The sequence below is a fragment of the Streptomyces coerulescens genome, from assembly GCF_042657965.1.
GTDB lineage: Bacteria > Actinomycetota > Actinomycetes > Streptomycetales > Streptomycetaceae > Streptomyces > Streptomyces coerulescens.
In genome coordinates this window covers 734,451-760,796 of sequence record NZ_JBHSKM010000002.1, presented here as the reverse complement: position 1 = coordinate 760,796, position 26,346 = coordinate 734,451, and the positions used below count along the sequence as shown (strand labels likewise).

21 protein-coding genes are annotated in these 26,346 nt (G+C 69.9%); 6 read left to right on the top strand and 15 right to left on the bottom strand.

The window, feature by feature from the left end; translation table 11 throughout:
* Positions 1-21 precede the first annotated feature (21 nt).
* Positions 22-1,104: an ADP-ribosylglycohydrolase family protein gene (locus tag ACFPQ9_RS04880; protein ID WP_380847020.1), complete on the bottom strand. Its 1,083-nt coding sequence runs from the start codon at positions 1,102-1,104 to the stop codon at positions 22-24.
* 181 nt (positions 1,105-1,285) lie between these two features.
* Here ACFPQ9_RS04880 and ACFPQ9_RS04875 point away from each other — a divergent pair, with 181 nt between their 5' ends.
* The gene (locus ACFPQ9_RS04875) at positions 1,286-2,416 is read left to right on the top strand and encodes a glycerate kinase (protein WP_380847017.1); all 1,131 of its coding nucleotides are present in this window, start codon (positions 1,286-1,288) and stop codon (positions 2,414-2,416) included.
* Between the two features lie 4 nt (positions 2,417-2,420).
* On the opposite strand, the gene ACFPQ9_RS04870 is transcribed toward ACFPQ9_RS04875, so the two are convergent.
* The 10 genes from ACFPQ9_RS04870 to ACFPQ9_RS04825 form a co-directional block, all read right to left on the bottom strand.
* On the bottom strand, positions 2,421-3,635 hold the full coding sequence (locus ACFPQ9_RS04870; RefSeq protein WP_380847014.1) for an alpha/beta hydrolase: 1,215 nt from the start codon (positions 3,633-3,635) through the stop codon (positions 2,421-2,423).
* 203 nt (positions 3,636-3,838) lie between these two features.
* Positions 3,839-4,657, bottom strand: coding sequence for a CDP-diacylglycerol--serine O-phosphatidyltransferase (pssA, locus tag ACFPQ9_RS04865; protein WP_380848423.1), 819 nt, complete (start codon positions 4,655-4,657; stop codon positions 3,839-3,841).
* 22 nt (positions 4,658-4,679) lie between these two features.
* Entirely contained in the window at positions 4,680-5,339 is a 660-nt protein-coding gene (locus ACFPQ9_RS04860; protein WP_380847011.1) for a phosphatidylserine decarboxylase, read from the bottom strand.
* 170 nt (positions 5,340-5,509) lie between these two features.
* On the bottom strand, positions 5,510-6,715 hold the full coding sequence (locus ACFPQ9_RS04855) for an acyl-CoA dehydrogenase family protein (protein WP_380847008.1): 1,206 nt from the start codon (positions 6,713-6,715) through the stop codon (positions 5,510-5,512).
* A gap of 3 nt (positions 6,716-6,718) precedes the next feature.
* Positions 6,719-7,231 (bottom strand): MaoC family dehydratase, encoded by a 513-nt coding sequence (locus ACFPQ9_RS04850; RefSeq protein WP_380847005.1) that lies wholly within the window; start codon positions 7,229-7,231, stop codon positions 6,719-6,721.
* A gap of 5 nt (positions 7,232-7,236) precedes the next feature.
* Complete coding sequence (locus ACFPQ9_RS04845) at positions 7,237-8,199, bottom strand: HpcH/HpaI aldolase/citrate lyase family protein (RefSeq protein ID WP_030948307.1); 963 nt, start codon at positions 8,197-8,199, stop codon at positions 7,237-7,239.
* Positions 8,196-10,244, bottom strand: a complete 2,049-nt coding sequence (locus ACFPQ9_RS04840) for a protein meaA (RefSeq protein WP_380847001.1) — start codon at positions 10,242-10,244, stop codon at positions 8,196-8,198. Before ACFPQ9_RS04840 ends, ACFPQ9_RS04845 begins: the two co-directional genes overlap by 4 nt.
* Before the next feature lie 17 nt (positions 10,245-10,261).
* Entirely contained in the window at positions 10,262-11,605 is a 1,344-nt protein-coding gene (gene ccrA / locus ACFPQ9_RS04835) for a crotonyl-CoA carboxylase/reductase (RefSeq protein ID WP_380846998.1), read from the bottom strand.
* A gap of 504 nt (positions 11,606-12,109) precedes the next feature.
* The gene (locus ACFPQ9_RS04830) at positions 12,110-12,922 is read right to left on the bottom strand and encodes a TetR family transcriptional regulator (protein ID WP_380846995.1); all 813 of its coding nucleotides are present in this window, start codon (positions 12,920-12,922) and stop codon (positions 12,110-12,112) included.
* Between the two features lie 190 nt (positions 12,923-13,112).
* The gene (locus ACFPQ9_RS04825; RefSeq protein ID WP_380846992.1) at positions 13,113-14,915 is read right to left on the bottom strand and encodes a 3-hydroxyacyl-CoA dehydrogenase family protein; all 1,803 of its coding nucleotides are present in this window, start codon (positions 14,913-14,915) and stop codon (positions 13,113-13,115) included.
* Between the two features lie 377 nt (positions 14,916-15,292).
* On the opposite strand from ACFPQ9_RS04825, the gene ACFPQ9_RS04820 reads away from it, so the two are divergent.
* The gene (locus ACFPQ9_RS04820; RefSeq protein ID WP_380846989.1) at positions 15,293-15,868 is read left to right on the top strand and encodes an adenylosuccinate lyase; all 576 of its coding nucleotides are present in this window, start codon (positions 15,293-15,295) and stop codon (positions 15,866-15,868) included.
* On the opposite strand, the gene ACFPQ9_RS04815 is transcribed toward ACFPQ9_RS04820, so the two are convergent.
* The 3 genes from ACFPQ9_RS04815 to ACFPQ9_RS04805 all read right to left on the bottom strand — a co-directional run bounded on the left by ACFPQ9_RS04815 (position 15,859) and on the right by ACFPQ9_RS04805 (position 19,144).
* The gene (locus tag ACFPQ9_RS04815) at positions 15,859-16,395 is read right to left on the bottom strand and encodes a GNAT family N-acetyltransferase (RefSeq protein ID WP_380846987.1); all 537 of its coding nucleotides are present in this window, start codon (positions 16,393-16,395) and stop codon (positions 15,859-15,861) included. The two genes, ACFPQ9_RS04820 and ACFPQ9_RS04815, sit on opposite strands and share 10 nt — an antisense overlap.
* 9 nt (positions 16,396-16,404) lie before the next feature.
* Complete coding sequence (locus ACFPQ9_RS04810; RefSeq protein ID WP_380846985.1) at positions 16,405-17,955, bottom strand: alpha/beta hydrolase; 1,551 nt, start codon at positions 17,953-17,955, stop codon at positions 16,405-16,407.
* Positions 17,956-18,091: 136 nt separating this feature from the next.
* A complete protein-coding gene (locus tag ACFPQ9_RS04805) occupies positions 18,092-19,144 on the bottom strand; it encodes an Rv2578c family radical SAM protein (RefSeq protein WP_380846982.1) in 1,053 nt (350 codons plus the stop codon).
* Between the two features lie 192 nt (positions 19,145-19,336).
* On the opposite strand from ACFPQ9_RS04805, the gene ACFPQ9_RS04800 reads away from it, so the two are divergent.
* The 4 genes from ACFPQ9_RS04800 (at position 19,337) to ACFPQ9_RS04785 (ending at position 25,885) form a co-directional block, all read left to right on the top strand.
* Positions 19,337-19,780 carry an SRPBCC family protein gene (locus tag ACFPQ9_RS04800; protein ID WP_380846979.1) on the top strand — a complete coding sequence of 148 codons (444 nt, stop codon included), beginning with the start codon at positions 19,337-19,339 and terminating at the stop codon, positions 19,778-19,780.
* A 148-nt stretch (positions 19,781-19,928) separates the two neighbouring features.
* Positions 19,929-22,316 carry an MFS transporter gene (locus ACFPQ9_RS04795; protein ID WP_380846976.1) on the top strand — a complete coding sequence of 796 codons (2,388 nt, stop codon included), beginning with the start codon at positions 19,929-19,931 and terminating at the stop codon, positions 22,314-22,316.
* A gap of 185 nt (positions 22,317-22,501) precedes the next feature.
* Positions 22,502-24,976, top strand: coding sequence for an ATP-binding SpoIIE family protein phosphatase (locus ACFPQ9_RS04790; protein ID WP_380846973.1), 2,475 nt, complete (start codon positions 22,502-22,504; stop codon positions 24,974-24,976).
* Between the two features lie 183 nt (positions 24,977-25,159).
* Positions 25,160-25,885, top strand: a complete 726-nt coding sequence (locus ACFPQ9_RS04785; protein WP_380846970.1) for a class I SAM-dependent methyltransferase — start codon at positions 25,160-25,162, stop codon at positions 25,883-25,885.
* 43 nt (positions 25,886-25,928) lie between these two features.
* Here ACFPQ9_RS04785 and ACFPQ9_RS04780 read toward each other — a convergent pair whose 3' ends face one another.
* On the bottom strand, positions 25,929-26,345 hold the full coding sequence (locus tag ACFPQ9_RS04780) for a universal stress protein (protein WP_380846967.1): 417 nt from the start codon (positions 26,343-26,345) through the stop codon (positions 25,929-25,931).
* Position 26,346 lies beyond the last annotated feature (1 nt).

Sequence of the window (26,346 nt, the reverse complement as noted above, 5' to 3'; positions counted from 1 at the left end):
CCGGCCACCACTCCCGCCGGCCTATTGCTCCTCCGCCTCCGCCTCCGCCAGCCGCACCGTCCGCTCCGCCAGCTCGCTGATCCGTGCCCCGTCGAACCCGAACACCGCACTGTGCACCGTGTCCTCGAGCGGCTCGGTCCACTGCTCCGGGATCGCCTCCGCCCCGGTCAGCACCCCCGCCACCGAACCGGCCGTCGCCCCGTTGGAGTCGGTGTCCAGACCGCCGCGGACGGTGAGGGTGATGCTGCGGGTGAAGTCGCCGTCGCCGTACAGCAGCCCGGCGGTGAGCACGGCGGCGTTAGGGACGGTGTGGATCCAGCCGAGCCCGGCGGTCTCCTCGGCGACCGTGGTGAGCGTGTCCTCCCAGGTCATCCGGGTGTCATGGAGCGAGACGACCCGGCGCACGGTCCGCGCGAGGCGACAACTCGCCGGAATCACCGCGAGCGCCTGGTCGATTGCCTCCCGGATCGTGGACGCCGTGAACGCCGCCGCGATCAGCGCCGCCGCCCACATCGCGCCGTACACTCCGTTGCCGGTGTGCGACAGCACCGCGTCCCGCCGCGCCAGCGAGGCCGCGCGCCGTGGCACGCCGGGGCAGGTCCAGCCGTAGATGTCGGCCCGGATGAGCGCGCCGATCCACTCCTGGTACGGGTTGTCGTACGTCGCTGTGATCGGCGGTTTCAGCCCGTTCGCGAGGTTGCGGTACGCCGCCCGCTCCGCCGTGAAGGTCTGCAGATACGGCAGCCGCAGCAGCCACAGGTCCCCGACCTGCTCGGTGCTGAAGCCGAAGCCGTGGGTCTCCAGCAGGTCGAGGCCGAGGATCGCGTAATCGACGTCGTCGTCCCGACAGCTGCCGTGGATCCGGCCGCGTACGCACTGGCGCCACTCCGGGCGCAGCTCGAAGCCGTCGGCCTCGCTGGGCGGCTCGGGGAGATAGTCGGTGAGGGGGAGGGCCGCGGCCTGCCGCAGATACCGGTCGATACGGTCCCGCGTCCACAGGTCGCCCTGCTCGACCGGCTTGCCGAGCATGTTGCCCGCGATCCGGCCCAGCCAGCCTCCGAGGACGCGGTCGGCGAGCTCTGGCTCAGTGCCCACAGGGGTCATAGAACCGGTTTACCCAATTCCGGGGGCGTCCGCTCGGGGGCCCGGCCGGTCCGCACAGCGGCCGCGCAGGGCCTTCTCAGGCTCCGGGCAGGGCATGACGTCACGGGCCTCCTCCGGTTAAGGTCGCAGCGGCGCGACTGGCCTTGACGTGCGCGAGGCCGAGAGAGCAAGGGGAAAACAGGTGACACAGCGCGTGCTCATCGCCGCGGACAAGTTCAAGGGGTCGCTGACGGCCGTGCAGGTCGCCGAGCGTGTGACCGCCGGTCTGCGCCGGATCGTGCCGGACCTCCAGGTGGAGGCCATGCCCGTGGCCGACGGCGGCGACGGGACCGTGGACGCGGCCGTCGCGGCCGGCTTCGAGCGGCGGGAGGTCCGGGTCGCCGGGCCCCTCGGGCACGAGGTGAGCGCGGCGTTCGCGCTGCGCGGCGACAGGGCGGTCGTCGAGATGGCCGAGGCGAGCGGCCTCCAGCGGCTGCCCGCGGGCGTCTTCGCGCCGCTCACGGCGTCCACATACGGCTCGGGGGAGCTGCTGCGGGCCGCGCTGGACGCCGGTGCCCGCACGATCGTGTTCGGAGTGGGCGGCAGCGCCACGACGGACGGCGGCGCCGGCATGCTGACCGCGCTCGGCGCGCGCTTCCTGGATGCGGACGGCGAGCCCGTGCCGCCGGGCGGCGGCGGCCTCGGCGAGCTCGCCACGGCCGATCTGTCGGGCCTCGACCCGCGGCTCGCGGCCGTCGACCTGGTGCTCGCCAGCGACGTCGACAACCCGCTGACCGGCCCGAAGGGCGCCCCGGCCGTGTACGGCCCGCAGAAGGGCGCCTCGCCGGACGACGTGGCGACGCTTGACGCCGCGCTCGCGCACTTCGCGAAGGTGCTGGAGGAGTCGGCAGGACCCGGGGCCGCCGAGCACGCCGTCGCGCCCGGCGCGGGAGCCGCGGGCGGCATCGGCTACGGCGCGCTCCTGCTCGGCGCCCGCTTCCGCCCCGGCATCGAGGTCATGCTCGACGTGCTGGGCTTCGCGCCCGCGCTGCAGCGGGCGACACTCGTGATCACCGGCGAGGGCTCCCTCGACGAGCAGACCCTCCACGGCAAGGCCCCCGCAGGCGTCGCCGCGGCGGCCCGCGCGGCCGACAAGGAGGTCGTCGCGGTCTGCGGTCGCCTGGCCCTGGCACCCGAGGCGCTGGGCCGGGCCGGGATCCGACGGGCCTATCCCCTGACGGAGATCGAACCGGATGTGGCGAAGTGCATCGCGGACGCGGGCCCCATCCTGGAGCACTCGGCGGAACGGATCGCCCGGGACTTCCTGGCCTGATCCGCTACGCCAGGGCGATCAGATTGCCGTCCAGCTCCCTGAAGTACTTGCCCTTGTCGTGGCCCTCCACCTTGCCGTGCTTGAACCACAGCTTCGAGTAATGGTGGATGGCCTCGGCAGTGGTCTCCCAGACCAGGGAGTGGCTCGATCCCTCGAAGCAGAACATCAGCTTCCGGGATCCCCCGATGGCCGCGTAGAGGTCCGGAACGGAGAAGTGCAGGTTGTCCGGCATCGGCAGCTGGCTGTTGGCCGTCCGGTCCAGTTCCCCGTAGAGGATGAGTACGGGCACCCGTTCGCCGAGTATGTACTTGCCTTGCGGGTCCTTGAGCGGTGCCGTCTTGCTGTTCCAGCCCCACCAGTAGGTGTTCCGGTAGCGCAGGACGCCCTCGGGCTCGCCACTCACCTTGTGGCCCCACTTGCTGGCGACGGGGTCGTCCTCCATGCAGGCCGCCCAGGCAAGCTCGTCGATTCCGGGCTCCCACAGGGAGGGAGTACCGGTCAACGACCTCTTGAATCCGCTCTTGCTGGTGACATGCATCGGGAAGCCGAACTGCTCGGGCGGTTTGCCCACAGGCAGGGTCGCGGCCTCCGGCGGGCGCCCGAAGGGCTTGTCCAGCGTTCCCGACCACCGACCTCGCGGCGGGAACATCGGGGCGAGCAGGAACAGGCTCTCGACATCCTCGGGGTGCTGGAGGGTGTAGGGGCCCATGATGAACGAGGCTGCGGACCAGCCGACGAAGCGGACGCGCTTCCCCGGGCCGACCTCGTTCTTGATGAACGTCACGACCGCCGCAAGCTCCGCCTCTTCACTCTCCGAATTGCCCAGCTCGGACTTGTACGAGGGCGAGCCGGGCGCCGGGATGGTGTGGTCCACGAGGACCGGTACCTGCTGGGCCGGGTTGGTGTTGTACGGATCGTCCATCACCCCCGGGCGGGGCGATCGTCCGGAGCCCTGGAGGTCCATGATGAAGACGTCGAAACCGGCCTGCGCCAGTTCCTGTGCCCAGCTGTACCGGTGGGGGTTGCCGCCGGGCACCGGTGCGAGGTCGCAGCCCGCCAGCGCCGGCACGCTGCGTCCGTGCAGCATCAGCACCGGCTTGCGGTCCTGACCGTTGGGGGTGCCGTCGTACTCCCGCACGGGCAGCTGCACCTCGCCAGTGAAGTTCGGGATCTTCGAGAGGAGCTTGACCTTGTGCTCCCTGAGCTCATATGAGGACATGCTTGTGCTCCCGAGGTCGAAAGGGGGGTAATTGGTGTGAAATCTTCCCCTTCCACCGTCCTCCCCTTCCTCACCCCGAGCAACTGGGCACCCGCGGGAGGTAGTTGACCCCTCAAGGGCAAACTTCGACGCCCTTGAACGGCAAACAGGTGTGGCCCGAGCCGGGAAGGCTCGGGCCACACCTGTCAGCGGTGGAGCGAAGGTCAGGGCAGCTGGGCCGCCCGCGCCTCCCGCCGGTTGTCGCGGAAGTTGTTCACCCGGCGAGCCGTGGCGAACAGCGGGATCACCGCGCCCATGACCAGCTGGAGCGCGCAGCCCGTCTGGAGGAGGAGCTGGCCGCTCGGGGCGTCGAAGGCCCAGGCGGCGAGTAGGCCCATGCTGACCACGATCCAGGCGAGCATCGCCACCGCGAGACGTCCCCGCGGCTTCGGGTACTCGACGCGGCTCACCATCAGCCAGGCCGTACCGAGGATCGCCAGCAGCGTCGCCACGAAGGGCAGCTCCAGCAGCACGATCGACACCACCGTCAGCGCGCCGAACGGCGAGGGCATGCCCTGGAACATGCCGTTCGGCGGTGTCACGCACGAGAAGCGCGCGAGTCTCAGCACCACCGCCAGCAGAACCACGATCGCGCCGACCGCCGCCACCCGCTGGTGAGCGTCGTCGGCGACCATGCCGTAGACCAGCACGAAGTACGCCGGCGCCAGGCCGAAGCTGATCAGGTCGGAGAGGTTGTCCAGCTCGGCGCCCATGGGGGAGGAGCGGAGCTTCCTCGCGACCAGGCCGTCGAACAGGTCGAAGACCGCCGCGCACAGCATCAGGATGACCGCCGTGGCCGCGCTGTGGCGGGCCATGCCGGTCGCCTGGTCACCGGTGAGGTGCGGGATCAGGATGCCGGTGGTGGTGAAGTACACCGCCATGAAGCCGCACGTCGCGTTGCCGAGCGTCAGGGTGTCCGCTATCGACAGGCGCAGAGAAAGAGGCATTTCCTCCTCTTCGTCGACCTCGTCGGCCTCGGGCACCCAGCCCGGCTGGGTCTCAGGATCAATCACGGTCAATGCGAGTCACCCCAGCCACGGTCTTCTGCCCGACCTCGACCGCGACCTCCACGCCCTCGGGCAGGTAGATGTCGACACGCGAGCCGAAGCGGATCAGACCGATACGGTCGCCCTGCTCGACCTTCGTCCCCTGCGGGATGTAAGGGACGATACGGCGGGCCACCGCGCCGGCGATCTGGATCATCTCGATGTCACCGAGCTCGGTGTCGAAATGCCAGACCACCCGCTCGTTGTTCTCGCTCTCCTTGTTGAACGCCGGAACGAACCCGCCCGGGATGTGCTCCACGGAGCTGACCGTGCCGGAGAGCGGCGCACGGTTGACGTGGACGTTCAGCGGGCTCATGAAGATCGCGACGCGGGTGCGGCCGTCCTTCCACGGCATGATGCTCTGCACCACACCGTCGGCGGGCGAGATGACCCGGCCCTGGGCGATCTCGCGCTCGGGGTCGCGGAAGAACCACAGCATGCCCGCCGCGAGAGCGGTGGCGGGCACGGCGACGGCCTTGGCGACGCCGGAGCGGCGTGCGCGCAGCAGGCTGACGGCTGCGGTGGCGACGGTCGGGAGAAGCCACGGCGATGCTCCGCGCGCGAGGCGTACGCCGCCGACCTGGCTGTCGCGTGGTGCAGAGGTTTGGCTGTGGGGCATGGATGACCTTCGTAGCGGATGATGCCGCGCGGTATCAGGGGACGGCGGCTTTCCCGGGATGGTACCGGTCGCGGGCCACAACTGGGCAAGCCAGGAAGCCGAGTCGGCGGCCGAAGAGTGTTGACGGGGTGTGATCTTCTTCTCCAAGAAAACACCCCGTATCCGGACAATCAGCCCTGGAAGCGATACTCTTCGAGCAACCTGCGACCGATGATCATTTTTTGGATCTCGGCGGTACCTTCACCGATCAGCAGCATCGGAGCCTCGCGGTAGAGGCGCTCGATCTCGTACTCCTTGGAGAAGCCGTAGCCGCCGTGGATCCGGAAGGCATCCTCCACGACCTCCTTGCAGTACTCGGAGGCGAGGTACTTCGCCATCCCAGCCTCAAGGTCGTTTCGTTCCCCGGAGTCCTTTTTGCGTGCCGCGTTCACCATCATGGCATGGGCGGCCTCGACCTTGGTACCCATCTCGGCCAGCTTGAACTGAATCGCCTGGTGCTGGGCGATCGGCTTGCCGAAGGTGTGCCGCTGCTGGGCGTACTGAACACCCAGCTCGAACGCACGCTGAGCGACGCCACAGCCACGCGCCGCCACATTCACGCGACCGACCTCGACGCCGTCCATCATCTGGTAGAAGCCACGCCCGGTGACGCCGCCGAGCACCCGATTGGCCGGAATGCGCAGGCCGTCCATGATGAGCTCGGTCGTGTCGACGCCCTTGTAGCCCATCTTGTCGATCTTGCCGGGGATGGTGAGGCCGGGGCGGACCTCTCCGAAACCGGGCTCCTTCTCGACCAGGAAGGTCGTCATCGACTTGTGAGGCGCGGTGCCCTCGGGGTGTCCTTCGTCACTACGGACGAGTACGGCGACCAAAGAGGACGTTCCGCCGTTCGTCAGCCACATCTTCTGGCCGTTCAGGACGTACTCCTCGCCGTCCTTCACCGCCTTCGACGTGATGGCCGACACATCGGAGCCCAAGGCCGGCTCCGACATCGAGAAGGCGCCGCGGATGTCGCCGGCCGCCATCCTCGGCAGGAAGTGCTCCTTCTGCTCCTGCGTGCCGTGCTGCTTGAGCATGTACGCCACGATGAAGTGCGTGTTGATGATGCCGGACACCGACATCCAGCCGCGGGCGATCTCCTCGACGCACAGGGCGTACGTCAGGAGGGACTCGCCCAGGCCGCCGTACTCCTCGGGGATCATCAGGCCGAACAGGCCCAGCTCCTTGAGGCCGTCGACGATCTGCTGCGGGTACTCGTCGCGGTGCTCCAGCTCGGTGGCGACCGGGATGATCTCCTTGTCCACGAAGTCGCGGACGGTGGAGAGGATCTCCTGCTGGATGTCGGTGAGACCGGCGGTCTGAGCGAGTCGCGCCATGGCTTACTTCTCCTGCTGCTTCAGGTCCGGGCGGCCGGGCTGCTCGCCGCCGCGCTCCTTGATGTACGTCTCGGTCGGCACCATGACCTTGCGGCGGAACACGCAGACCAGCGTGCCGTCCTGCTTGTAGCCCTTGGTCTCGACGTAGACGATCCCGCGGTCGTTCTTCGACTTCGACGGCCACTTGTCCAGCACGGTCGTCTGGCCGTAGATCGTGTCGCCGTGGAAGGTCGGCGCCACGTGCTTGAGCGACTCGATCTCCAGGTTGGCGATGGCCTTGCCGGAGATGTCCGGCACACTCATGCCGAGCAGCAGCGAGTAGATGTAGTTCCCGACGACGACGTTCTTGCCGAAGTCCGTCGTCTTCTCCGCATAGTTCGTGTCCATGTGGAGGGGGTGGTGGTTCATGGTGAGGAGACAGAACAGGTGGTCGTCGTACTCCGTGACCGTCTTGCCCGGCCAGTGCTTGTACGTCGCCCCGACCTCGAACTCCTCATACGTGCGTCCGAACTGCATCGCGCTCAGGCCTCCGGGATCTCGAACTTGGACGTGCGCTGCATGCCGGCGGCGCGTCCCTTGCCGGAGATGACCAGTGCCATCTTGCGGCTGGCCTCATCGATCATCTCGTCGCCGAGCATCGCGGAGCCCTTCTTGCCGCCCGCCTCGGACGTGTAGTAGTCGTACGCGTCCAGGATCAGCTCGGCGTGGTCGTAGTCCTCCTGCGAGGGCGAGAAGATCTCGTTGGACGCCTCGACCTGGCCCGGGTGCAGCACCCACTTGCCGTCGAAGCCGAGCGCGGCGGCGCGCTGGGCGACCTCGCGGTAGCCGTCGATGTTGCGGATCTGCAGGTAGGGGCCGTCGATCGCCTGGAGGTTGTTCGCGCGGGCGGCCATCAGGATCTTCATCAGGATGTAGTGGTAGGCGTCCGCCGGGTAGCCGGGCGGCTGCTCGCCCACGACCAGCGACTTCATGTTGATGGACGCCATGAAGTCGGCCGGGCCGAAGATGATGGTCTCGACGCGCTGGGAGGCCGTCGCGATCTCGTTGACGTTGTTCAGGCCCTGCGCGTTCTCGATCTGCGCCTCGATGCCGATCTTGCCGACCTCGAAGCCCATCGTCTTCTCGATCTGGGTCAGCAGGAGGTCCAGGGCGACGATCTGCTCGGCCGTCTGCACCTTCGGCAGCATGATGCAGTCGAGGTTCTGGCCGGCGCCCTCGACGACCGTGACGACGTCGCGGTACGTCCACTCGGTCGTCCAGTCGTTGACGCGCACGACCCTCGTCTTGCCCGTCCAGTCGCCCTCGTTGAGGAACTTGACGATGGTGTGCCGCGCCTCGGGCTTGGCGAGCGGGGCGCACGCGTCCTCGAGGTCGAGGAAGACCTGGTCAGCCGGGAGACCCTGCGCCTTTTCGAGGAAGCGCGGGTTCGAGCCCGGTACAGCCAGGCAGGAGCGCCGCGGGCGAAGGCGGTTGACGGTCGTCATGCGGGGACCTCCAGGGGGTCGAGCTTGTTCGCTTTCCGGATCTCGTCGACGATGCGGCCGATGATTCCGGTGATGTCGAAGTCCTTCGGGGTGAAGACGGCGGCCACTCCGGCGGCCCTGAGCTGCTCGGCGTCCCCATTGGGGATGATGCCACCGGCGATCACGGGTATATCTGTGGCACCGGCCACACGGAGCCGTTCCAGCACGTCGGGAACCAACTGGGCGTGCGACCCGGAGAGGATCGACAGGCCCACCGCGTGCACGTCCTCGGCGAGGGCCGCGTCCGTGATCTGTTCCGGCGTCAGCCTGATGCCCTGGTAGACCACCTCGAATCCGGCGTCACGCGCCCGGACGGCGATCTGCTCGGCGCCGTTGGAGTGCCCGTCCAGGCCCGGCTTGCCGACCAGGAAGCGCAGCTTGCCGACGCCCATGTCCTGGGCGGTCAGGTCGACCTTGCGGCGGACCTGGGACAGGGCCGAGCCCTCCTCGGCGGGGATCGCCACCGGCGCGGACGAGACACCGGTCGGCGCCCGGAACTCGCCGAACACCTCGCGCAGCGCCCCGGCCCACTCGCCGGTCGTCACACCGGCGCGGGCGCACTCCAGGGTGGCCTCCATGAGGTTGTCCGTGCCCTTGGCGGCCTCCTTCAGCTTCTCCAGCGCCTTGCACGGACGCGGGTGGTTGAAGGGCGGCTGGTAACGGGTGTCGCGCCAGTGCTCCAGACCCGCGATGACACGGGCCTCGACCGCCGGGTCGACCGTCTGGATCGCGGTGTCCAGGTCGGCGGTCAGCGGGTTGGGCTCGGTCGTCTCGAAGATGTTGACGCCGATGATCTTCTCCTGGCCGGACTCGATACGAGCGCGGCGCTCGGCGTGCGAGGAGACGAGCTGCGACTTCAGGTAGCCGGACTCGACGGCGGCCATCGCGCCGCCCATCTCCTGGATCCGCTCGATCTCGGCGAGCGACTCCTCGACGAGCTTTTCGACCTTCGCCTCGATGACGTGCGAGCCCTCGAAGATGTCCTCGTACTCGAGCAGGTCGCTCTCATGGGCGAGGACCTGCTGGATGCGCAGCGACCACTGCTGGTCCCAGGGCCGGGGCAGACCCAGCGCCTCGTTCCAGGCCGGCAGCTGCACGGCACGCGCGCGTGCGTCCTTCGACAGCGTCACCGCCAGCATCTCGAGGACGATCCGCTGGACGTTGTTCTCCGGCTGCGCCTCGGTCAGACCGAGGGAGTTGACCTGGACGCCGTACCGGAAGCGGCGCTGCTTGGGGTTCTCGATGCCGTACCGCTCGAGCGTGACCTTCTCCCAGATCCGCCCGAACGCCCGCATCTTGCACATCTCCTCGATGAAGCGGACGCCCGCGTTCACGAAGAAGGAGATACGGGCCACGACGTCCCCGAACTTCTCGGCGGGGACCTGCCCTGAATCGCGTACGGCATCGAGAACCGCTATCGCGGTGGACATCGCGTACGCGATCTCCTGGACCGGCGTGGCGCCCGCCTCCTGCAGGTGATAGCTGCAGATGTTGATCGGGTTCCACTTCGGGATGTGGGAGACCGTGTACGCGATCATGTCCGTCGTCAGCCGGAGTGAGGGCCCCGGCGGGAAGACATGGGTCCCCCGCGACAGGTACTCCTTGACGATGTCGTTCTGGGTCGTGCCCTGGAGCTTGGTGATGTCCGCGCCCTGCTCCTCGGCGACGACCTGATAGAGCGCCAGCAGCCACATGGCGGTGGCGTTGATCGTCATCGAGGTGTTCATCTGCTCCAGGGGGATGTCCTGGAACAGCCGGCGCATGTCACCGAGATGCGCGATCGGCACGCCGACCCGGCCGACCTCGCCGCGGGCGAGGATGTGGTCGGAGTCGTAGCCGGTCTGGGTCGGCAGGTCGAACGCGACCGACAGACCTGTCTGCCCCTTGGCGAGGTTGCGCCGGTACAGCTCGTTGGACGCCTCGGCCGTGGAGTGACCGGCATAGGTCCGCATGAGCCACGGCCGGTCCTTCTCCCGCTTGCCTTCGGCGGGCTGACGCTCAGTCATCTATGACCTCGGGTGTCTCAGATGTTGCGGAAGCGGTTGATGGCGTCGATGTGCTTTGCGCGCAGCTCCTCGTCGCGCACGCCGAGACCTTCCTCGGGGGCGAGGCACAGGACGCCGACCTTGCCCTGGTGGAGGTTGCGGTGCACGTCGAACGCGGCCTGGCCGGTCTCCTCGAGGGAGTAGACCTTCGACAGGGTGGGGTGGATCCTGCCCTTCGCGATGAGCCGGTTGGCCTCCCAGGCCTCGCGGTAGTTGGCGAAGTGCGAGCCGATGATCCGCTTCAGTGACATCCACAGGTAGCGGTTGTCGTACTCGTGCATGTAGCCCGAGGTGGAGGCGCAGGTGGTGATGGTGCCGCCCTTGCGGGTGACGAAGACGGAGGCGCCGAAGGTCTCGCGGCCGGGGTGCTCGAAGACGATGTCGATGTCCTCGCCGCCGGTGAGTTCGCGGATGCGCTTGCCGAAGCGCTTCCACTCCTTGGGGTCCTGGGTGTTCTCGTCCTTCCAGAACTTGTAGCCCTCGGCGTTGCGGTCGATGATCGCCTCGGCGCCCATCGAGCGGCAGATGTCGGCCTTCTGGTCGCTGGAGACGACACAGATCGGGTTGGCGCCGCCGGCCAGCGCGAACTGGGTGGCGTAGGAGCCGAGGCCGCCGCTGGCGCCCCAGATCAGGACGTTGTCGCCCTGCTTCATGGCGGCGCCGTTGCGGGAGACCAGCTGCCGGTAGGCGGTGGAGTTGACCAGGCCGGGGGCGGCGGCCTCCTCCCAGGACAGGTGGCCCGGCTTGGGCATCAGCTGGTTGGACTTGACCAGGGCGATCTCGGCGAGGCCGCCGAAGTTGGTCTCGAAGCCCCAGATCCGCTGCTCGGGGTCGAGCATCGTGTCGTTGTGGCCGTCGGAGGACTCCAGCTCGACCGACAGGCAGTGCGCGACGACCTCGTCACCGGGCGTCCAGGCGTTGACGCCGGGGCCGGTGCGCAGGACGACGCCCGCGAGGTCGGAGCCGATGATGTGGTACGGCAGGTCGTGCCGCTTGGCCAGCTCGCTGGTGCGCCCGTAGCGCTCCAGGAACCCGAAGGTGGACAGCGGCTCGAAGATCGACGTCCACACGGAGTTGTAGTTGACCGAGGAGGCCATGACGGCCACCAGGGCCTCGCCCGGGCCGAGCTCGGGCAGCGGCACCTCGTCCAGGTGGATCGACTTGCGCGGGTCCTTCTCGCGGGTCGTCATGCCCGCGAACATCTCCGTCTCGTCCTTGTGCACGGTGATCGCGCGGTACGACTCGGGGAGCGGCAGAGCGGCGAAGTCGCCCGGCGTCGAGTCCGGCGACTGGATCGCGTCCAGAATGGCCTGAGTGGTCACGGTGTTGCCTCCGGCGATGCGCACCCTGAGGGAGGGGTGCTGAGGGTTACGTCGGTGCTGCTGAGGGATTTTTGGTGGTTGCCGTCGGTTCGGCGGTTCTTGCTGTTCGGCAGCGCTTTGTGGCGCGGGAGGTTGCCTGTGACGCAGGCGCCCGGGCGCGCAGGTCCCGGGAGGGCCTTGCGGGGACAGCCGACGTACGAAAGGTCTCTGCACGCCGGCCGCCCGGACACTTTCAACGTATGGCACCGCGTGTCACCTGGCAAGGCACGGAGTGCCAGAACTTGCTCTCAGATGAAATCTTTACGTAACAAATGAGCGATGATCGATCAAAGCTACCCGTGAGTAGGTATCAATCGGCACAAAAAAGCCGCCCCCGGTCAGGGGGCGGCAGGTGTCGGATGCCAGGACTATCGGCAACGCCCTCGAGGGGCGCGGGGAACTGCGCGACCCGCCACGACGGCGCCGCAGACGAACGACGGCCTCACGGCGCCCCCGGCGGAGCGCCTACGCCCGCTCCTTCAGCGCCTGCTCGATCGTCCGCATCACCTCGTCCAGCGGAGCGTCCGTCCTGGCCACCGTCACCAGCACCTCGCCCTGCGCGGCCACCGAGGCCGGCGCCGTACGCGGCCCCGTCTCCCGGCCCGCCCCGATGCCCGACCCGAAGGTCCTGCGGACGATCGCGAAGGCGTGGTCGAGCTGCGCCTCCACATCGCCCTGGCCGCCGGCCCGCAGCCAGCGCCGCAGGACGTGGTTGTGCGCGGTGACCACGGCCGACGCGGCGACCTCCGCCAGCAGCGGGTCGTCGTTGGCGTCGTCGTCGTGGGCGTGCTCGTCGAAGTGGCCGAGGAGATAGCGGGTGAAGAGGCGCTCGTAGCGGGCCACCGACGCGATCTCCGCCTCACGCAGGGTGGGCACCTCGCGCGTGAGCTTGTAGCGGGCGACCGAGATCTCCGGCCGGGCCGCGTACATCCGCATCACTTCCTTGATGCCACGGCACACCGTGTCGAGCGGGTGCTCATGGGCCGGGGCGGCGTTCAGTACCGCCTCGGCGCGGATCAGGGTGTCGTCGTGGTCCGGGAAGATCGCCTCTTCCTTGGAACGGAAGTGGCGGAAGAACGTACGGCGGGCGACCCCGGCCGCGGCCGCGATCTCGTCGACGGTGGTCGCCTCGTACCCCTTGGTCGCGAACAGCTCCATCGCCGCGGCCGCCAGTTCACGGCGCATCTTGAGCCGTTGAGCGGCCGCGCGACTGCCTGCGGCACTCTCCGGCGCGTCGGGCGTGGTGGGTGTACGTGAGGACTTGGCGGGCTGGGACATGACCCGAACGTACTGCATGTGCGCAGCTTGATGCGCATGCACGGGGTTTCCCCCGCCCTTCGCGGGCGGGGGAGTGCCGGGTCCGGCGGGCGGCGGCGCCGGGCCGCGCCGGACGGCCGGGGGAGAGCTGCCGGGGTCCAGCAGCCCGCCCCACTCCTGACCGTCTCTGAACCAGTCGCCGGGACGTCCCTTAGCGCCGGGCATATTCGCGGAAGCCGCGGCCCGTCTTGCGGCCGAGGCAGCCCGCGGCCACCAGGTGCTCCAGGAGCGGCGCCGGAGCCAGGCCCGGGTCGCGGAACTCGCGGTGCAGGACCTTCTCGATCGCGAGGGAGACATCGAGTCCGACGACGTCCAGCAGCTCGAACGGACCCATCGGGTAGCCGCCGCCCAGCTTCATGGCCGCGTCGATGTCGTCGAGGGTGGCGTAGTGCTCCTGCACCATCTTGATCGCGTTGTTCAGGTACGGGAAGAGCAGCGCGTTCACGATGAATCCGGCCCGGTCACCGCAGTCCACGGCGTGCTTCTTGATCCGGCCGCAGACCTCGCGGACCGTCGCGTGGACGTCGTCGGCCGTCAGGACCGTACGGACGACCTCGACCAGCTTCATCGCCGGCGCCGGGTTGAAGAAGTGCATGCCGATCACGTCCTGTGGCCGCGAGGTGGCGCGGGCACAGGCGACGACGGGCAGCGAGGAGGTGGTGGTGGCCAGCACCGCGCCCGGCTTGCAGACCTTGTCCAGCGTCGCGAACAGCTGACGCTTGATCTCCAGATCCTCGGCGACGGCCTCGACGGCCAGATCGACGTCGGCGAACGCGTCGTAGCTGCCCGCCGCGGCGATCCGGTCCAGGGTCTGCGCGGCGGCCTCGGCGGTCATCCGCCCCTTGTCCACGGAACGGGCCAGGGACTTGCCGATCCGGGCCTTCGCGGCCTGCGCCTTCTCCGCGCTGCGGGCGGCCAGCACGACCTCGTACCCGGCCTTGGCGAACACCTCCGCGATCCCGGACGCCATGGTGCCCGAGCCCGCGACGCCGACCGAGCGGACCTCACGGCCCGGCGTCAGGGCGGCGCCCTCCAGCGGCGTCAGCGCGTCCCGCACGACCGTGGCGCTGCCGGGGGTCTCGTAGGTGTAGAAGCCGCGGCCCGACTTACGGCCCGTCAGGCCCGCCTCGCTGAGCTGCTTGAGGATCGGCGCGGGGGCGTGCAGCCGGTCGCGGGACTCGGCGTACATGGCGTCCAGGACCGTGCGGGCGGTGTCGACGCCGATCAGGTCGAGCAGCGCCAGCGGACCCATCGGAAGACCGCAGCCCAGCCGCATCGCGGCGTCGATGTCCTCGCGGGAGGCGTACTTCGCCTCGTACATCGCGGCCGCCTGGTTGAGGTAGCCGAACAGCAGACCGTCGGCGACGAAACCGGGCCGGTCGCCGACCGCGACGGGCTCCTTGCCGAGGTCCAGGGCGAGGTTGGTGACCGCGGAGACGGCCGTCGGCGAGGTCAGCACCGAGGAGACGACCTCGACCAGCCGCATCGCCGGCGCCGGGTTGAAGAAGTGCAGCCCGAGCACCCGCTCGGGACGGGTGGAGTCGGCGGCGAGCCGGGTGACCGACAGGGCGTTGGTGCCGGTCGCCAGGATCGTCTCGGGGCGCACGATCGCGTCCAGCTCGCGGAAGATCTGCTGCTTGATCTCGTACGACTCCGGAGCCACCTCGATGACCAGGTCCGCGTCGGCCGCGGCCCGCAGGTCGGTGTAGGTGCGGACGCGGGCGAGAGCGTCCGTACGGTCGTCCTCGGTCAGCCGGCCGCGCTCCACGGCGCGGGCGGTCGAGGACTCCAGCGCGGCGACGGCCTTGGCGGTCGCGGCCTCGCTGATGTCGATGCCGATGACCTCGCGACCGGCCTTGGCCAGGACCTCGGCGATGCCGGTGCCCATGGTGCCGAGGCCGACGACGGCGACGGTCTTGAGCGGGGACGGAGGGGTGGACAGGGGAGTGGCCATCGCGGGACTCCAGGAATGAGGGTGACGACTGGGAACGCGCCCGGCTGCGCAGAGCAAGCGCAGCGGGTGCGGAAAGGAGACTGAGTGCGGGTGTTGCCGGGCTGCTGGCGCACACGCCCGGTGCCGTCGCCGAGAGCGCGCACACGCTTCGGGGAACAGCGGATCCGACCGGCCCTGTCCCGGAGCCGAGTCGTACTGAGGTACAGAAGTACCGAACCGACCTGCACTCGCAGAGGCTGCGTCACCAGGCCCCTGCAAGCAGATGTGCGAGTGGGTAACTCGCTCGTATGAGCTTAACCGGTGGGTAACGAGCGCGCCAGCCCCCGTCTTTGTGATGTAGGTCCCGCGCGGCGGGCCGCTTGCATACGCTCGGCATCATGGACGAAGAGTTGCGATCACTCACGGAGCGCTTACGGCAGGAGTCGGGAGCGTCGGCCGGGTACGACCGCCTCGTGGCGACCGAGGACCTCGACGAACTGGCGGAGGTGCTCACCGCACCGGGGCAGCCGTTGTGGGCCAGGGAGTTGGCCGCGTTCCGACTGGGCCTGGCCCGGGACCGGCGGGCCTTCGAGTCGCTCGTCCTGCTGCTCAACCATCGTGATCCGGAGCGCTGTGTCTCCGCCGCCCATGCCCTCGCCCGCCTCGGCGACCCGCGCACGGCCCGCGCTGCGGCCGCCCTCGCCACCAATGAACTCCGCGTCGCCTACGCCCTGCACCCCGTCCGCCTCCTGGTCGAGCTCCGCGCCCCCGAGGCCGTCCCCGCCCTGATCACCACCCTTGAGCGACGCCTGCGCCCGCACGACCCCTACCGCCGGGTGGCCCTCGCCTGTGTGGACGGGCTCGGTGCGCTGGGCGACGCGCGGGCCAGACAGGTCCTGAACGAGGCCCTGGCCCACCCCGCTCTCGCGGAGGCGGCGGTCCGGGCGCTGGCGCTGATCCCTCATCAACGCTGACGCGTCAACTCCCGCGCATACCGCACCTCCGGCACCTCGACGCCCTCCACCTCGAAGGGCTCCTCGGCGCCGTCCGCCCCGAAGCCCGCCCGCTCGTAGAAGCGACGGGCGCGGGCGTTGTCCTTGAGGACCCACAGCAGCATCCGGGCGTGCCCGGCGGCCGTGCAGCGGCGCACCGACTCCTGGAGCAGGGCGTGGCCGATGCCGGCGCCGTAGCGCCCGGGGTCGACGTAGAGGGCGTACAACTCGACGTCCTCGGTGCGTACTTCACCGTCGCGGTACGGACCGTGGCAGGCCCAGCCGACGATCTCCCCGGCCCGCTCGGCGACCAGGTCCACCACGCTTCCGTCGCCCTGCGAGAAATAGCCGCGCCGGCGCTCGGCCTCCTGCGCCACGTCCAGGGCGTCCAGGTAGGACCGCGGTATCAGACCCCGGTAGGCGCTCCGCCAGCCGCCGATGCGGATCTCGGCGACCCGGTCGCAGTCGGCCGGGGTCATGCGGCGGATCCGTATGCGGTCGTCGTCCATGCGGGAACTCTAGGCGTGATGCCGGAAACCGAGCAGCGCGTGCAGTTCCGCGCCGCGCGGCGCCGTCGTCTTGGCGCTCAGCGGCTTCGGGTCGGGTCGCGCGCCGCACACCGCGTCGACCGTGCCCGTGCCGCGCGGCACGGTGCCGTCGGCCAGGTAGGACGCGAGGTGCTCGTCCAGGCAGGTGTTCCCGCCCAGCGTGATGGCGTGGTTGCCACCGCCCTGCTCGACGACCAGGCTGGAGCGGGCCAGCCGCTGGTGGACCGTGACGGCGCCCTGGTACGGCGTGGCGGCGTCGTCGGTCGACTGGAACAGCAGTACCGGCGGCAGCTTCGTGTTGGTGATGTCCACCGAGCGCAGCGGGTTCGTCGGCCAGAACGCGCACGGCGCGTTGTACCAGGCGTTGTTCCAGGTCATGAACGGGGCCTTGGCGTGCACGGCCCGGTTGTCCGTCTGCCACCGCCGCCAGTCGCGCGGCCAGGAGGCATCCCGGCACTGCACCGCCGTATAGACGGCGTAGCCGTTGTCGTCGGCGGCGTTGGCGGCGCCGAATTTCTCGTACGCGCCGATCAGCGCAGCCGTGTCCTTGTTGTTCACGTACGCCGCGAACGCCTCGGCGAGGTAGGGCCAGTAGCCGTTGTAGTAGCCGCCGGGGAGGAAGGTGTCCTCCAGCTCGGCGGCGCCCACCTTGCCGTCGGCCGGCTTCTTGGCCAGGGCCGCCCGCATCGCGTACCACTCGGCCTCGATCCGGGCCGGGTCGGTGCCGAGCCGGTAGGTCGTGTCGTACTTGGCGACCCAGGCCATGAAGGCGCGGTGCCGGTCGTCGAAGGCGACGTCCTGCGCGAGGTTGTCGTCGTACCAGACGCCGGTCGGGTCGACGACCGAGTCCAGGACCGCCCGGCGCAGCCGCTGGGGATAGAGCTTGGCGTAGACGGCGCCGAGGTAGGTGCCGTACGAGTAGCCGAAGTAGTTGATCCGCTTCGCGCCCAGGGCCGCACGGATCCGGTCCATGTCGCGCACCGCGCTGACGGTGTCGATGTACGGCAGCACGCTCGCGTATTTCTTGGCGCACGCCTGCGCGAAGGACCGGGCGCGCGAAAGGTTGGACTGCTCGATGTCCGAGGTGCTGGGCACGGAGTCGGGGCGCACCGGGGCGAAGTGGCGCGGTCTGCAGTCGAGGGCGGGCCTGCTCCGGCCGACCCCGCGCGGGTCGAAGCCGATGACGTCGTACTGGGCGGCCACGGCCTTGGGCAGCGTCGAGGCGACGTAACCGGCGAGCGTGAGCCCGCTCCCGCCCGGGCCGCCGGGGTTGACCAGCAGCGGGCCCTGGTACTTCTTGGCGGTGTGCGGGACGCGGGACAGCGCGAGGGTGATCTGCCGCCCGTCCGGTTTCGTGTGATCGAGCGGCACCTCGAGGGAGGTGCACTGGAGCGTCGGGTACTTCTCGGTGCCGCACTTCTCCCAGCCGAGGGGCGCGGCGTGCGCCTGGGCGGGGACGGCCGTCACGGTCCCGGCCACCAGGACGGCGGCGCCGCACAGTACGGCTGCGCGTTTTCCCATGGGGTCCTCCCCAGGACGGAGGGTCGCGGACCATGAGCGTCATGGTCCTGGCCGCATCGTCCCGGCGTGGGCGCCCGGAAGAACTCCTTATGATCATACTTGACCCGATTGGGTCGTGAGATGCCCCCTAATGCTCTCAAATGAGGGAGAGTTGGGTCGGTTCGGACGTCGCGCGTCCGGTCGTCGCGGACTGGGGCGGCTCGGGTTCGCGGATCCGCCGGGGCATCCCCGCCCGTGCGGGGCCGATGCCGTACTCCTGCGCCAGGTCGTGGACCTGACGGGTGATCCGGCGCTGGTACCACTTCGGCGCGTAGGCGCCGTCCGCGTACAGCCGTTCGTAGCGACGCACCAGATGCGGATGTTCACGGCCCAGCCACGCCATGAACCACTCCCGGGCCCCGGGTCGCAGATGCAGCACCAGCGGGGTGACCGAGGTGGCCCCGGACGCGGCGATCGCCCGCACGGTGGCCCGCAGTTGGGCCGGGCTGTCGCTCAGGAACGGGATCACCGGCGCCATCAGCACCCCGCACCCGAGACCGTGCTCGGTGAGGGTCCGTACGACGTCCAGGCGCCGTTCCGGGGCGGGTGTACCCGGCTCCACCGTGCGCCACAGTTCGGGGTCGACGAAGCCGACCGAGACCGAGATCCCGACGTCCGTCACCTCGCTCGACTGCTTCAGCAGATCGAGGTCGCGCAGGATCAGCGTGCCCTTGGTGAGGATCGAGTAGGGGTTGGCGTGGTCGCGCAGGGCGGCGAGGATCCCCGGCATCAGGCGGTAACGCCCCTCCGCGCGCTGATAGCAGTCGACGTTCGTGCCCATCGCTATGTGGTCGCCCTGCCAGCGGCGCGAGGACAGCTGGCGGCGCAGCACGTCCGGCGCGTTCACCTTGACCACGATCTGGGAGTCGAAGCCGAGTCCCGTGTCGAGGTCCAGATAGCTGTGCGTCTTGCGCGCGAAGCAGTACACGCACGCGTGCGTGCAGCCGCGATAGGGGTTGACCGTCCATTCGAAGGGCATGCGCGAGGCGCCCGGCACCCGGTTGAGGATCGAGCGGGCCCGGATCTCGTGGAACGTGATCCCGGCGAACTCGGGCGTGTCGAAGGTACGGGTGACCACCGCGTCCGCGCCGAACAGCGCGGAGTCGGCACGGCTGTGGTCGGACTCCACTGTGAGGTTCTCCCAGCGCATGAGGCCTCCTCGGTAGCGCTGGCTCCAGAATAGAACACATGTTCCCTTGATCGTGCGACCTCTTCCCACGCTTCGTTTTCGATCACTGTGCGACCGCTTCGGGGAAGAGTTCGGGACCCCGATTTGGGCGGTCCGGGAGCGGGGTGGTTGGCTTGCTCCAACCCCCGAGAATTCTGGTCCTGGAGGAAGTCAATGGCGCAGGTCGAGGCCACTACGGAGCGGGTCGTCGCGGCGGACGCGGAGAAGGTGTTCGACGCCCTCGCCGACTACAGCGGCACCCGGCAGAAGCTGCTGCCCGGGCACTTCAGCGAGTACGAGGTGCGCGAGGGCGGCGACGGTGAGGGCACGCTCGTCCACTGGAAGCTCCAGGCCACCAGCAAGCGGGTGCGCGACTGCCTCCTGGAGGTCAGCGAGCCCACCGACGGCGAGCTCGTCGAGAAGGACCGCAACTCCTCCATGGTCACCACCTGGCGGGTCACCCCGGCCGGTGAGGGCAAGTCCCGGGTCGTCGTCACCACCACCTGGCAGGGCGCCGGCGGTATCGGCGGCTTCTTCGAGAAGACCTTCGCGCCCAAGGGCCTCGGCCGGATCTACGACGAGCTGCTCGCCAAGCTCGCCACCGAGGTGGAGAAGTAAGTCCCAGGTGCTCGGGGGTCGTTGACCTCCCTCACCGGATCGGGTGGATCTCCATGGGTCGCCCCGGTCTGCCGTAACTCGTCGTGCTTGCTCGTAGTTGTCGCCTTATGCGGCCAATGCGTGGCAGGCGCGACGAGGGGAGCGGTTCGTGGGCGTGACGACTCTGGTGTCCGAGGAACGGCCGGCAGCACCCCCGGCCGTTCCCGCCCACGCCGTCGAACTCAGCCCGCGCCGTGTGCGGTTGGTCTTCTTCGGACTGATGCTCGCGCTGCTGCTCGCCGCGCTGGAGCAGATGATCGTCGCCACCGCGCTGCCGAAGATCGTCGGTGAGCTGCACGGCCTCGACCGGATGTCCTGGGCGATCACCGCCTACCTGCTCACCGCCACCATCGGCCTGCCCGTCTACGGCAAGCTCGGCGACCTCCTCGGCCGCAAGGGCGTCTTCCAGTTCGCGATCGTCGTCTTCGTCGTGGGCTCCGCGCTCGCCGGCCGGGCCGAGACCATGGACCAGCTGATCGCGTACCGCGCGGTCCAGGGCGTCGGCGCGGGCGGACTGATGATCGGCGTCCAGGCGATCATCGCGGACATCGTGCCGCCCCGCGAACGCGGCCGCTTCATGGGCCTGATCGGCGCCGCGTTCGGCCTCGCCTCGGTCGCCGGACCCCTGCTGGGCGGCTACTTCACCGACCACCTCTCCTGGCGCTGGTGCTTCTACATCAACGTCCCCTTCGGACTGGTCACCCTCGCCGTCGTCGCCGTCGTGCTGAAGCTTCCGAAGCCCGCGGCCAGGGCCCGGCTCGACATCCTCGGCTCCCTGCTCCTCGCCGCCGCCTCCACCTGTCTGGTCCTGCTGACCAGTTGGGGCGGCACCGAGTACGCCTGGGACTCCCGCGTCATCCTCGGCCTCGGCGCGGGCGCAGCCGTCGCCACCGTCCTGTTCCTCGTGGTCGAGCACTTCGCCGCCGAACCCCTCATCCCACTGCGGCTGTTCAGGGACTCCGTCTTCAACGTCACCGGTCTGGTGGGCCTCGTGATCGGCGTCGCCCTGTTCGGTGCCGCCAGCTATCTGCCGACCTTCCTGCAAATGGTCGACGGCGCCACCGCCACCGAGTCGGGCCTGCTGATGCTGCCGATGATGGGCGGCATCGTCGGCGCCTCGATCGTCTGCGGCCAGCTCATCAGCCACACCGGGCGCTACCGGATCTACCCCGTGCTCGGCAGCGCCCTGTCGGTCCTCGGCATGTGGCTGCTGTCCCGCCTGGAGATCGACACGCCCCGGCTGCACTACAGCATCTGGATGGCCCTGCTCGGCGCCGGCATCGGCATGGTGATGCCCGTGCTGATCCTCGCCGTGCAGAACTCCGTGCGCCCCGCCGACCTCGGCACCGCCACCAGCGCCAACAACTACTTCCGGCAGATCGGCGGCAGCGTCGGCGCGGCGATCTTCGGCACCCTGTTCGCCGCCCGGCTCACCGACGCCCTGGCCGAACGGCTTCCCGCGCACGTCGGCGCACGCCTGCCCGAGCCCGAGTCCATCACCCCGCAACTCGTCCACTCGCTGCCCCCGGCGCTGCGCGACGCCTACATCCAGGCCTACGCCGACGCCATGCCGAGGATCTTCCTCTACCTCGTGCCGGTGCTCGTGCTCGGTCTGCTCATCGCCTGCTTCCTCAAGGAGATCCCCCTCGTGAACAGCGCAGCGTCGCAGGACGCCCCCGCCCCCGAGACGGCATCCACCCCGGCGAACTCGAAGATCCCTCAGGCCCGTTCCGCCCACACCCCCTCGCTCCCCGTCCACGGCACCGTGCAGCACCCCGACGGAACCTTCGTACCGCGCGCGGCGCTCACGCTCATCGACGTCGGCGGGCAGCAGGTCGGTCGCGGTGCCAGCGGTGCGGACGGGCGGTACACGCTGGCGACGCCGGGCGCGGGGGCGTACGTCATGATCGCCGCGGCGGGCGGCCACCAGCCGCAGGCCGTCACCGTGACCGTCGGCGAACGCCCCGTCGAACTGGACATCGTCCTCGGCGGCGCCGGACGGCTCGCCGGTACCGTGCTCACCCCGGACGGCAGCCCCGTGGACGCCACCGTCACGCTCACCAACGTCCAGGGCGAGGTCGTCGCCACCACCCGCAGCGGACGCGAGGGCGGCTACGTCATCACCGAGCTGGTCGCCGGCGAGTACACCCTCGCCGCCAGCGCGCCCGCCTTCCGGCCTGCCGCCGTCCCCGTCACCGTGAAAGCGTCCCGTGAGACCCGCCAGGACATCGAACTCGCCGGCGGCGCCCTGCTGCGCGGCACCGTGCGGGCGGGCGGCGGACGGCCCGTCGAGGACGCGCGCGTGACACTCCTCGACGCGGTCGGCAACGTCATGGACACGCTCACCACGGGCCCCGACGGCACCTTCCGTTTCGTCGATCTGTCCTCCGGTGAGTACACGGTCGTCGCCGCCGGTTACCCGCCGGTCGCCACCGTGCTCCAGGTCGCCGGAGGAGGCCGAACGGAACGTGATCTTCAGCTCGGGCACGAGGACTGAACCGGAACACCCGCACCCGGCCTGTCCTGCACCGATGCGGCAGGGGCGGAGACCGCGCCACGTCTCGCCCGGCGATGTTCCCGACACATCAATTCCCGTATTGCGGCACATCATCGGAGCCGGGAGCCGTACGGTGGTGAGGGCGCGCAGATCTTGCGGAGCCTTGGGGAGAGAGGGCCTGGGCCATGGACCGTGGCACCGAGAGGGACGGCGCGGTGACGGAACACGCGGCGTCCGGACGCATCCCGCTGGCCGTGGTCGTGGTGGACCGCGAAGGTCTGGTCTCCCACTGGAGCTCCGGCGCACGCCGTCTGTTCGGCGCTTCCAAGGAAGAGGCGCTCGGCCGCCCGGCCGTCGATCTGCTGCCCGTCTCCGGCGCGCTGCCCGAGGACGACGACCCCTCGCCGTACGGCCCCTACGGGGCGTACGACGGACTCGGCCACGATCTCGAGACGTCTCTCGACGGACGGCTGTACTACCCCGCCGCGGGCCGCGCCCGGCTGACCGTGCCCGAGCGAAGCGAGATGGGGGCGCCCCCGCCCGAAGGGTGGGGGAGAGATCGGGTCGACGTGCTGTGGTGGGCCTACCCGCTGGTCGGCCCCGGGCCGGAGCGGCTGCTCGTGCTCGGCGCCGACGTGGGCCGCCTCCAGCAGGAAGCCCACGACGACGACCCCGGTTTCGAGCGCGTCGCACCCGCCTTCGCCCTGCACACCGACTTCCCCGGCGCCGAGGAACTCGCGAGCAAACTCCCCGAGATCCTGCCCAGCATGAGCGTCGAGGAGAGCGCCCGCATCGTCGGCCAGATCCTCGAACTCGGCTATCCGGTCCTGGAGTTCAGCCAGAACGACCGGGTGCCCGTCACCCCTGACTGGGGCGTGCCCCGGCGCGTGGAGCGCAGGGCCCGCCGTGAGCGTGCCGCCCGGGCAGCCGCCCATGGCTTACCCGTCCCACAGGAGTACGCTGACGAGGCCGAGGACCTCGAATACGCCGCCGTCCGTGAACGCCTGGAGTTCCTCAACGACGTCAGCGGCCGCATCGGCACCTCCCTCGACCTGTCGCGGACGATCATCGAGGTCAGCAGAGCCGTCGTGCCCCGCTTCACCGATGTCGCCGGCACCTATCTGCGTGAACAGGTAGTCGCCGGCGAGGGATTCCCCGACGGTGCGCCGGACGCCACCACGATGTGGCACCGGGTCGCCGTGGAGCACACCGACGAACCCGGCCGCTGGGACGACGTCGTACCGGTCGGCGAGGCCATGCCCTTTCCGGCGCACACCCCTTTCTTCCAGTGCATGACCAGCGGCGAGCCCGTGCTGGTGCCCCGGATCAGCGAGCAGATGGGCCACGCCATCGCCTCGCAGTTCGAGAAGCGGGACATCCGGCCGCTCATCACCGGCCGTTCCATGCTGGTCGTGCCGCTGAAGGCCCGCAATGTGGTGCTGGGCTTCATGATCCTGCTGCGGCACCCGGAGCGCGTCGAGTTCAACGACATGGACCGGGTCACCGGCGCCGAACTCGCCGCCCGCGCCGGCCTCGTGCTCGACAACGCGCGCATGTACACCTACCAGGAGAGCGTCGCCGAGACCCTCCAGGACAGCATGCTGCCGCACATCCCGCCGCGCATGGCGGGCTGCGACATCGCCACGCGCTATCTGCCGGGCACGCTGCTCGGCCGGGTCGGCGGCGACTGGTTCGACTCCGTCAAACTGCCCGGCGCCCGCACCGCCCTCGTCGTCGGCGACGTGATGGGCCACGGCCTCAACTCCGCCGCGATGATGGGCCAGCTGCGCACGGCCGTCCAGACCATGTCGGCCCTCGACCTGCCGCCCGCCCAGCTCCTGCGCAACCTCGACGACCTCGCCCAGCGCCTCGGCGACACCTACCTCGCGACCTGCCTGTACGCCGTCTACGACCCCATCGCGAGCGAACTGCACCTCGCCAACGCCGGTCACATACCGCCCGTCCTGGTCCGCGCCGGTGACGGGCGCAGCGAGCTGCTCGACCTGCCGACGGGAGCGCCGATCGGCGTCGGCGGGGTGCCTTTCGAGGCGGTCCGCGTACGCGTGCAGCCAGGCGACCGACTGGTGATGTGCACCGACGGCCTGGTCGAGGTGCGCGGCGAAGACATCGGTGTCGGACTGGCCACCCTGTGCGAGTCCGCCGCCCACCCGGCCGCGTCGATGGACGACGCCTGCGACACCATCATCCGCGCCCTCAACACCCGCGGCGGCCGCAAGGACGACGTGGCCCTGCTGATGGCCCGCCTGAACGGCATCGAACCGGAGGACGTCGCCGCCTGGCGCATCGGCCTCGACCCCGGCGAGATCGGCCGGGCCCGCGCGGTCGTCCGCGAGCAGCTGCACGTCTGGGGCCTCGCCCGCCTCGCGGACACCGCCGAGCTGCTGGTCAGCGAGCTCGTGACCAATGCCGTACGGCACTCCCACGGCCGTCCGGTCGAACTGCGTCTCGTCCGCGGCGACACACTGCTGTGCGAGGTGGACGACGACGATCACGATCTGCCGACCCTGCTCAGCGCCGGCCCCCTCGACGACGGCGGGCGTGGGCTGCGCGTGGTGAGCAGGCTCGCGCGGGAGTGGGGCACGAGCCGGACGGGCGCGGGCAAGACCGTCTGGTTCGAACTCACGCTCCCACGACGCTGACCGCCGGCCTTCGACGCCCCGAAGGACGTGCGACTCGTGCCCCGAAAGGCGTGCGACGGCGCACGAGTGTCGAATGCGGAGTGAAGGAATGCGCCATGCGCTTGTCGCCGCAACCCGGCCGCGATAGACCGTACTCGCCCGTCATCTGACGGCGGGTCGGCAGCGCTACCTGGGGAGTCGGTCATGAGCGTGACGAGTCGGTACCGGGAGGCCTGGGAGGGCTTCTGGCGAGAAGCCCCCGAGGAACAGGGGGCGGTGTTCTGGGACGCCGAGCCGGCCCTGACCGCCGGACGTCATCTGGCCCTGTTCGAGGCCCATCTGACCGATCCGGGACTGGCGATGGTGGACCTCGGCTGTGGCAACGGCACCCAGACCCGGTTCCTCGCCGACCGCTTCCCGCGCGTGGTCGGCGTCGACCTGTCCGCCGCGGCCCTGGAGCACGCACGGCACGCCGACCCCGCCGGGCAGGCGGCGTACCGGCTGTTCGACGCGGTGGAGAAGACCGAGGCGGAGACGCTGCACGCCGAACTCGGGGACGTCAACATCTATATGCGAGGCGTGCTGCACCAGGCCGAGCCCGACGACCGGCAGCAGCTGGTGAACGGCATCGCCACGCTGGTCGGCGAGCGCGGCCGCGCCTTTCTCGTCGAGCTGTCCCAGGAGGCCAAGCCCGTGCTCATGGGCCTGGCGCAGAGTCCGTCGGGGCCGCCGCCGAAGCTCGCGCCGATCTTCCGGCACGGCATCGCCCCGGGCGAGGTGGCCGACGACGCGGTGCCCGAGTTCCTGCGTGCGGCCGGACTGGGCATCCTCGCGAGCGGCGAACTGCCGCTGATCACCACGGAGTACGGGCCCGACGGCACGCGGATCGAGCTGCCGTCGACGTGGGTGGTGGCCGGCCGCACGTCCTGACGGACCCGGACGGCCATCGAGCACCGAGCGCTGTGCCGCGGCCTCACGGTTCGGTGGGCACGCACAGCACCGGGGTGCGCGCCGGATGCAGCAGCTTGTGGGGTGTGGAGCCCGGCAGGGCACCGCGCAGCGGGCTGTCACCCCAGCTGCCGACCACGATGACCCGCGCCGCATGGCGGGTCGCGGCGGCGATCAGGGCCTCCGCGGGCTTCTGGTCGATGACCTCCACGGTGGTGCGCACCCCGGCCTCGTCGGCCACCTGCACGGCGTGCGAGAGCGCGGTGCGCCCGGCCTCGTGGACGGCGTCGCGGTGGGCGGTGTACTCCTCGCCGAGGGTGCCGGGCGGCGCCGCGCCGTAGACCAGCACCAGCGGCTCGTCGAACGCGGCCGACACCTCCACGGCGACGTGCAGCGCGCGCACCGCGCCCGGGGACTCGTCGTATCCGAGAACGACCGTCATC

Excerpts from the sequence above, each read along its gene's own strand:
- ACFPQ9_RS04880 (WP_380847020.1), bottom strand. The coding sequence starts at position 1,104 with ATGACCCCTGTGGGCACTGAGCCAGAGCTCGCCGACCGCGTCCTCGGA.
- ACFPQ9_RS04870 (WP_380847014.1), bottom strand. The coding sequence starts at position 3,635 with ATGTCCTCATATGAGCTCAGGGAGCACAAGGTCAAGCTCCTCTCGAAG.
- ACFPQ9_RS04860 (WP_380847011.1), bottom strand. The coding sequence starts at position 5,339 with ATGCCCCACAGCCAAACCTCTGCACCACGCGACAGCCAGGTCGGCGGC.
- ACFPQ9_RS04855 (WP_380847008.1), bottom strand. The coding sequence starts at position 6,715 with ATGGCGCGACTCGCTCAGACCGCCGGTCTCACCGACATCCAGCAGGAG.
- ACFPQ9_RS04850 (WP_380847005.1), bottom strand. The coding sequence starts at position 7,231 with ATGCAGTTCGGACGCACGTATGAGGAGTTCGAGGTCGGGGCGACGTAC.
- ACFPQ9_RS04845 (WP_030948307.1), bottom strand. The coding sequence starts at position 8,199 with ATGACGACCGTCAACCGCCTTCGCCCGCGGCGCTCCTGCCTGGCTGTA.
- ACFPQ9_RS04840 (WP_380847001.1), bottom strand. The coding sequence starts at position 10,244 with ATGACTGAGCGTCAGCCCGCCGAAGGCAAGCGGGAGAAGGACCGGCCG.
- ACFPQ9_RS04830 (WP_380846995.1), bottom strand. The coding sequence starts at position 12,922 with ATGTCCCAGCCCGCCAAGTCCTCACGTACACCCACCACGCCCGACGCG.
- ACFPQ9_RS04825 (WP_380846992.1), bottom strand. The coding sequence starts at position 14,915 with ATGGCCACTCCCCTGTCCACCCCTCCGTCCCCGCTCAAGACCGTCGCC.
- ACFPQ9_RS04820 (WP_380846989.1), top strand. The coding sequence starts at position 15,293 with ATGGACGAAGAGTTGCGATCACTCACGGAGCGCTTACGGCAGGAGTCG.
- ACFPQ9_RS04815 (WP_380846987.1), bottom strand. The coding sequence starts at position 16,395 with ATGGACGACGACCGCATACGGATCCGCCGCATGACCCCGGCCGACTGC.
- ACFPQ9_RS04810 (WP_380846985.1), bottom strand. The coding sequence starts at position 17,955 with ATGGGAAAACGCGCAGCCGTACTGTGCGGCGCCGCCGTCCTGGTGGCC.
- ACFPQ9_RS04805 (WP_380846982.1), bottom strand. The coding sequence starts at position 19,144 with ATGCGCTGGGAGAACCTCACAGTGGAGTCCGACCACAGCCGTGCCGAC.
- ACFPQ9_RS04800 (WP_380846979.1), top strand. The coding sequence starts at position 19,337 with ATGGCGCAGGTCGAGGCCACTACGGAGCGGGTCGTCGCGGCGGACGCG.
- ACFPQ9_RS04790 (WP_380846973.1), top strand. The coding sequence starts at position 22,502 with ATGGACCGTGGCACCGAGAGGGACGGCGCGGTGACGGAACACGCGGCG.
- ACFPQ9_RS04785 (WP_380846970.1), top strand. The coding sequence starts at position 25,160 with ATGAGCGTGACGAGTCGGTACCGGGAGGCCTGGGAGGGCTTCTGGCGA.
- ACFPQ9_RS04780 (WP_380846967.1), bottom strand. The coding sequence starts at position 26,345 with ATGACGGTCGTTCTCGGATACGACGAGTCCCCGGGCGCGGTGCGCGCG.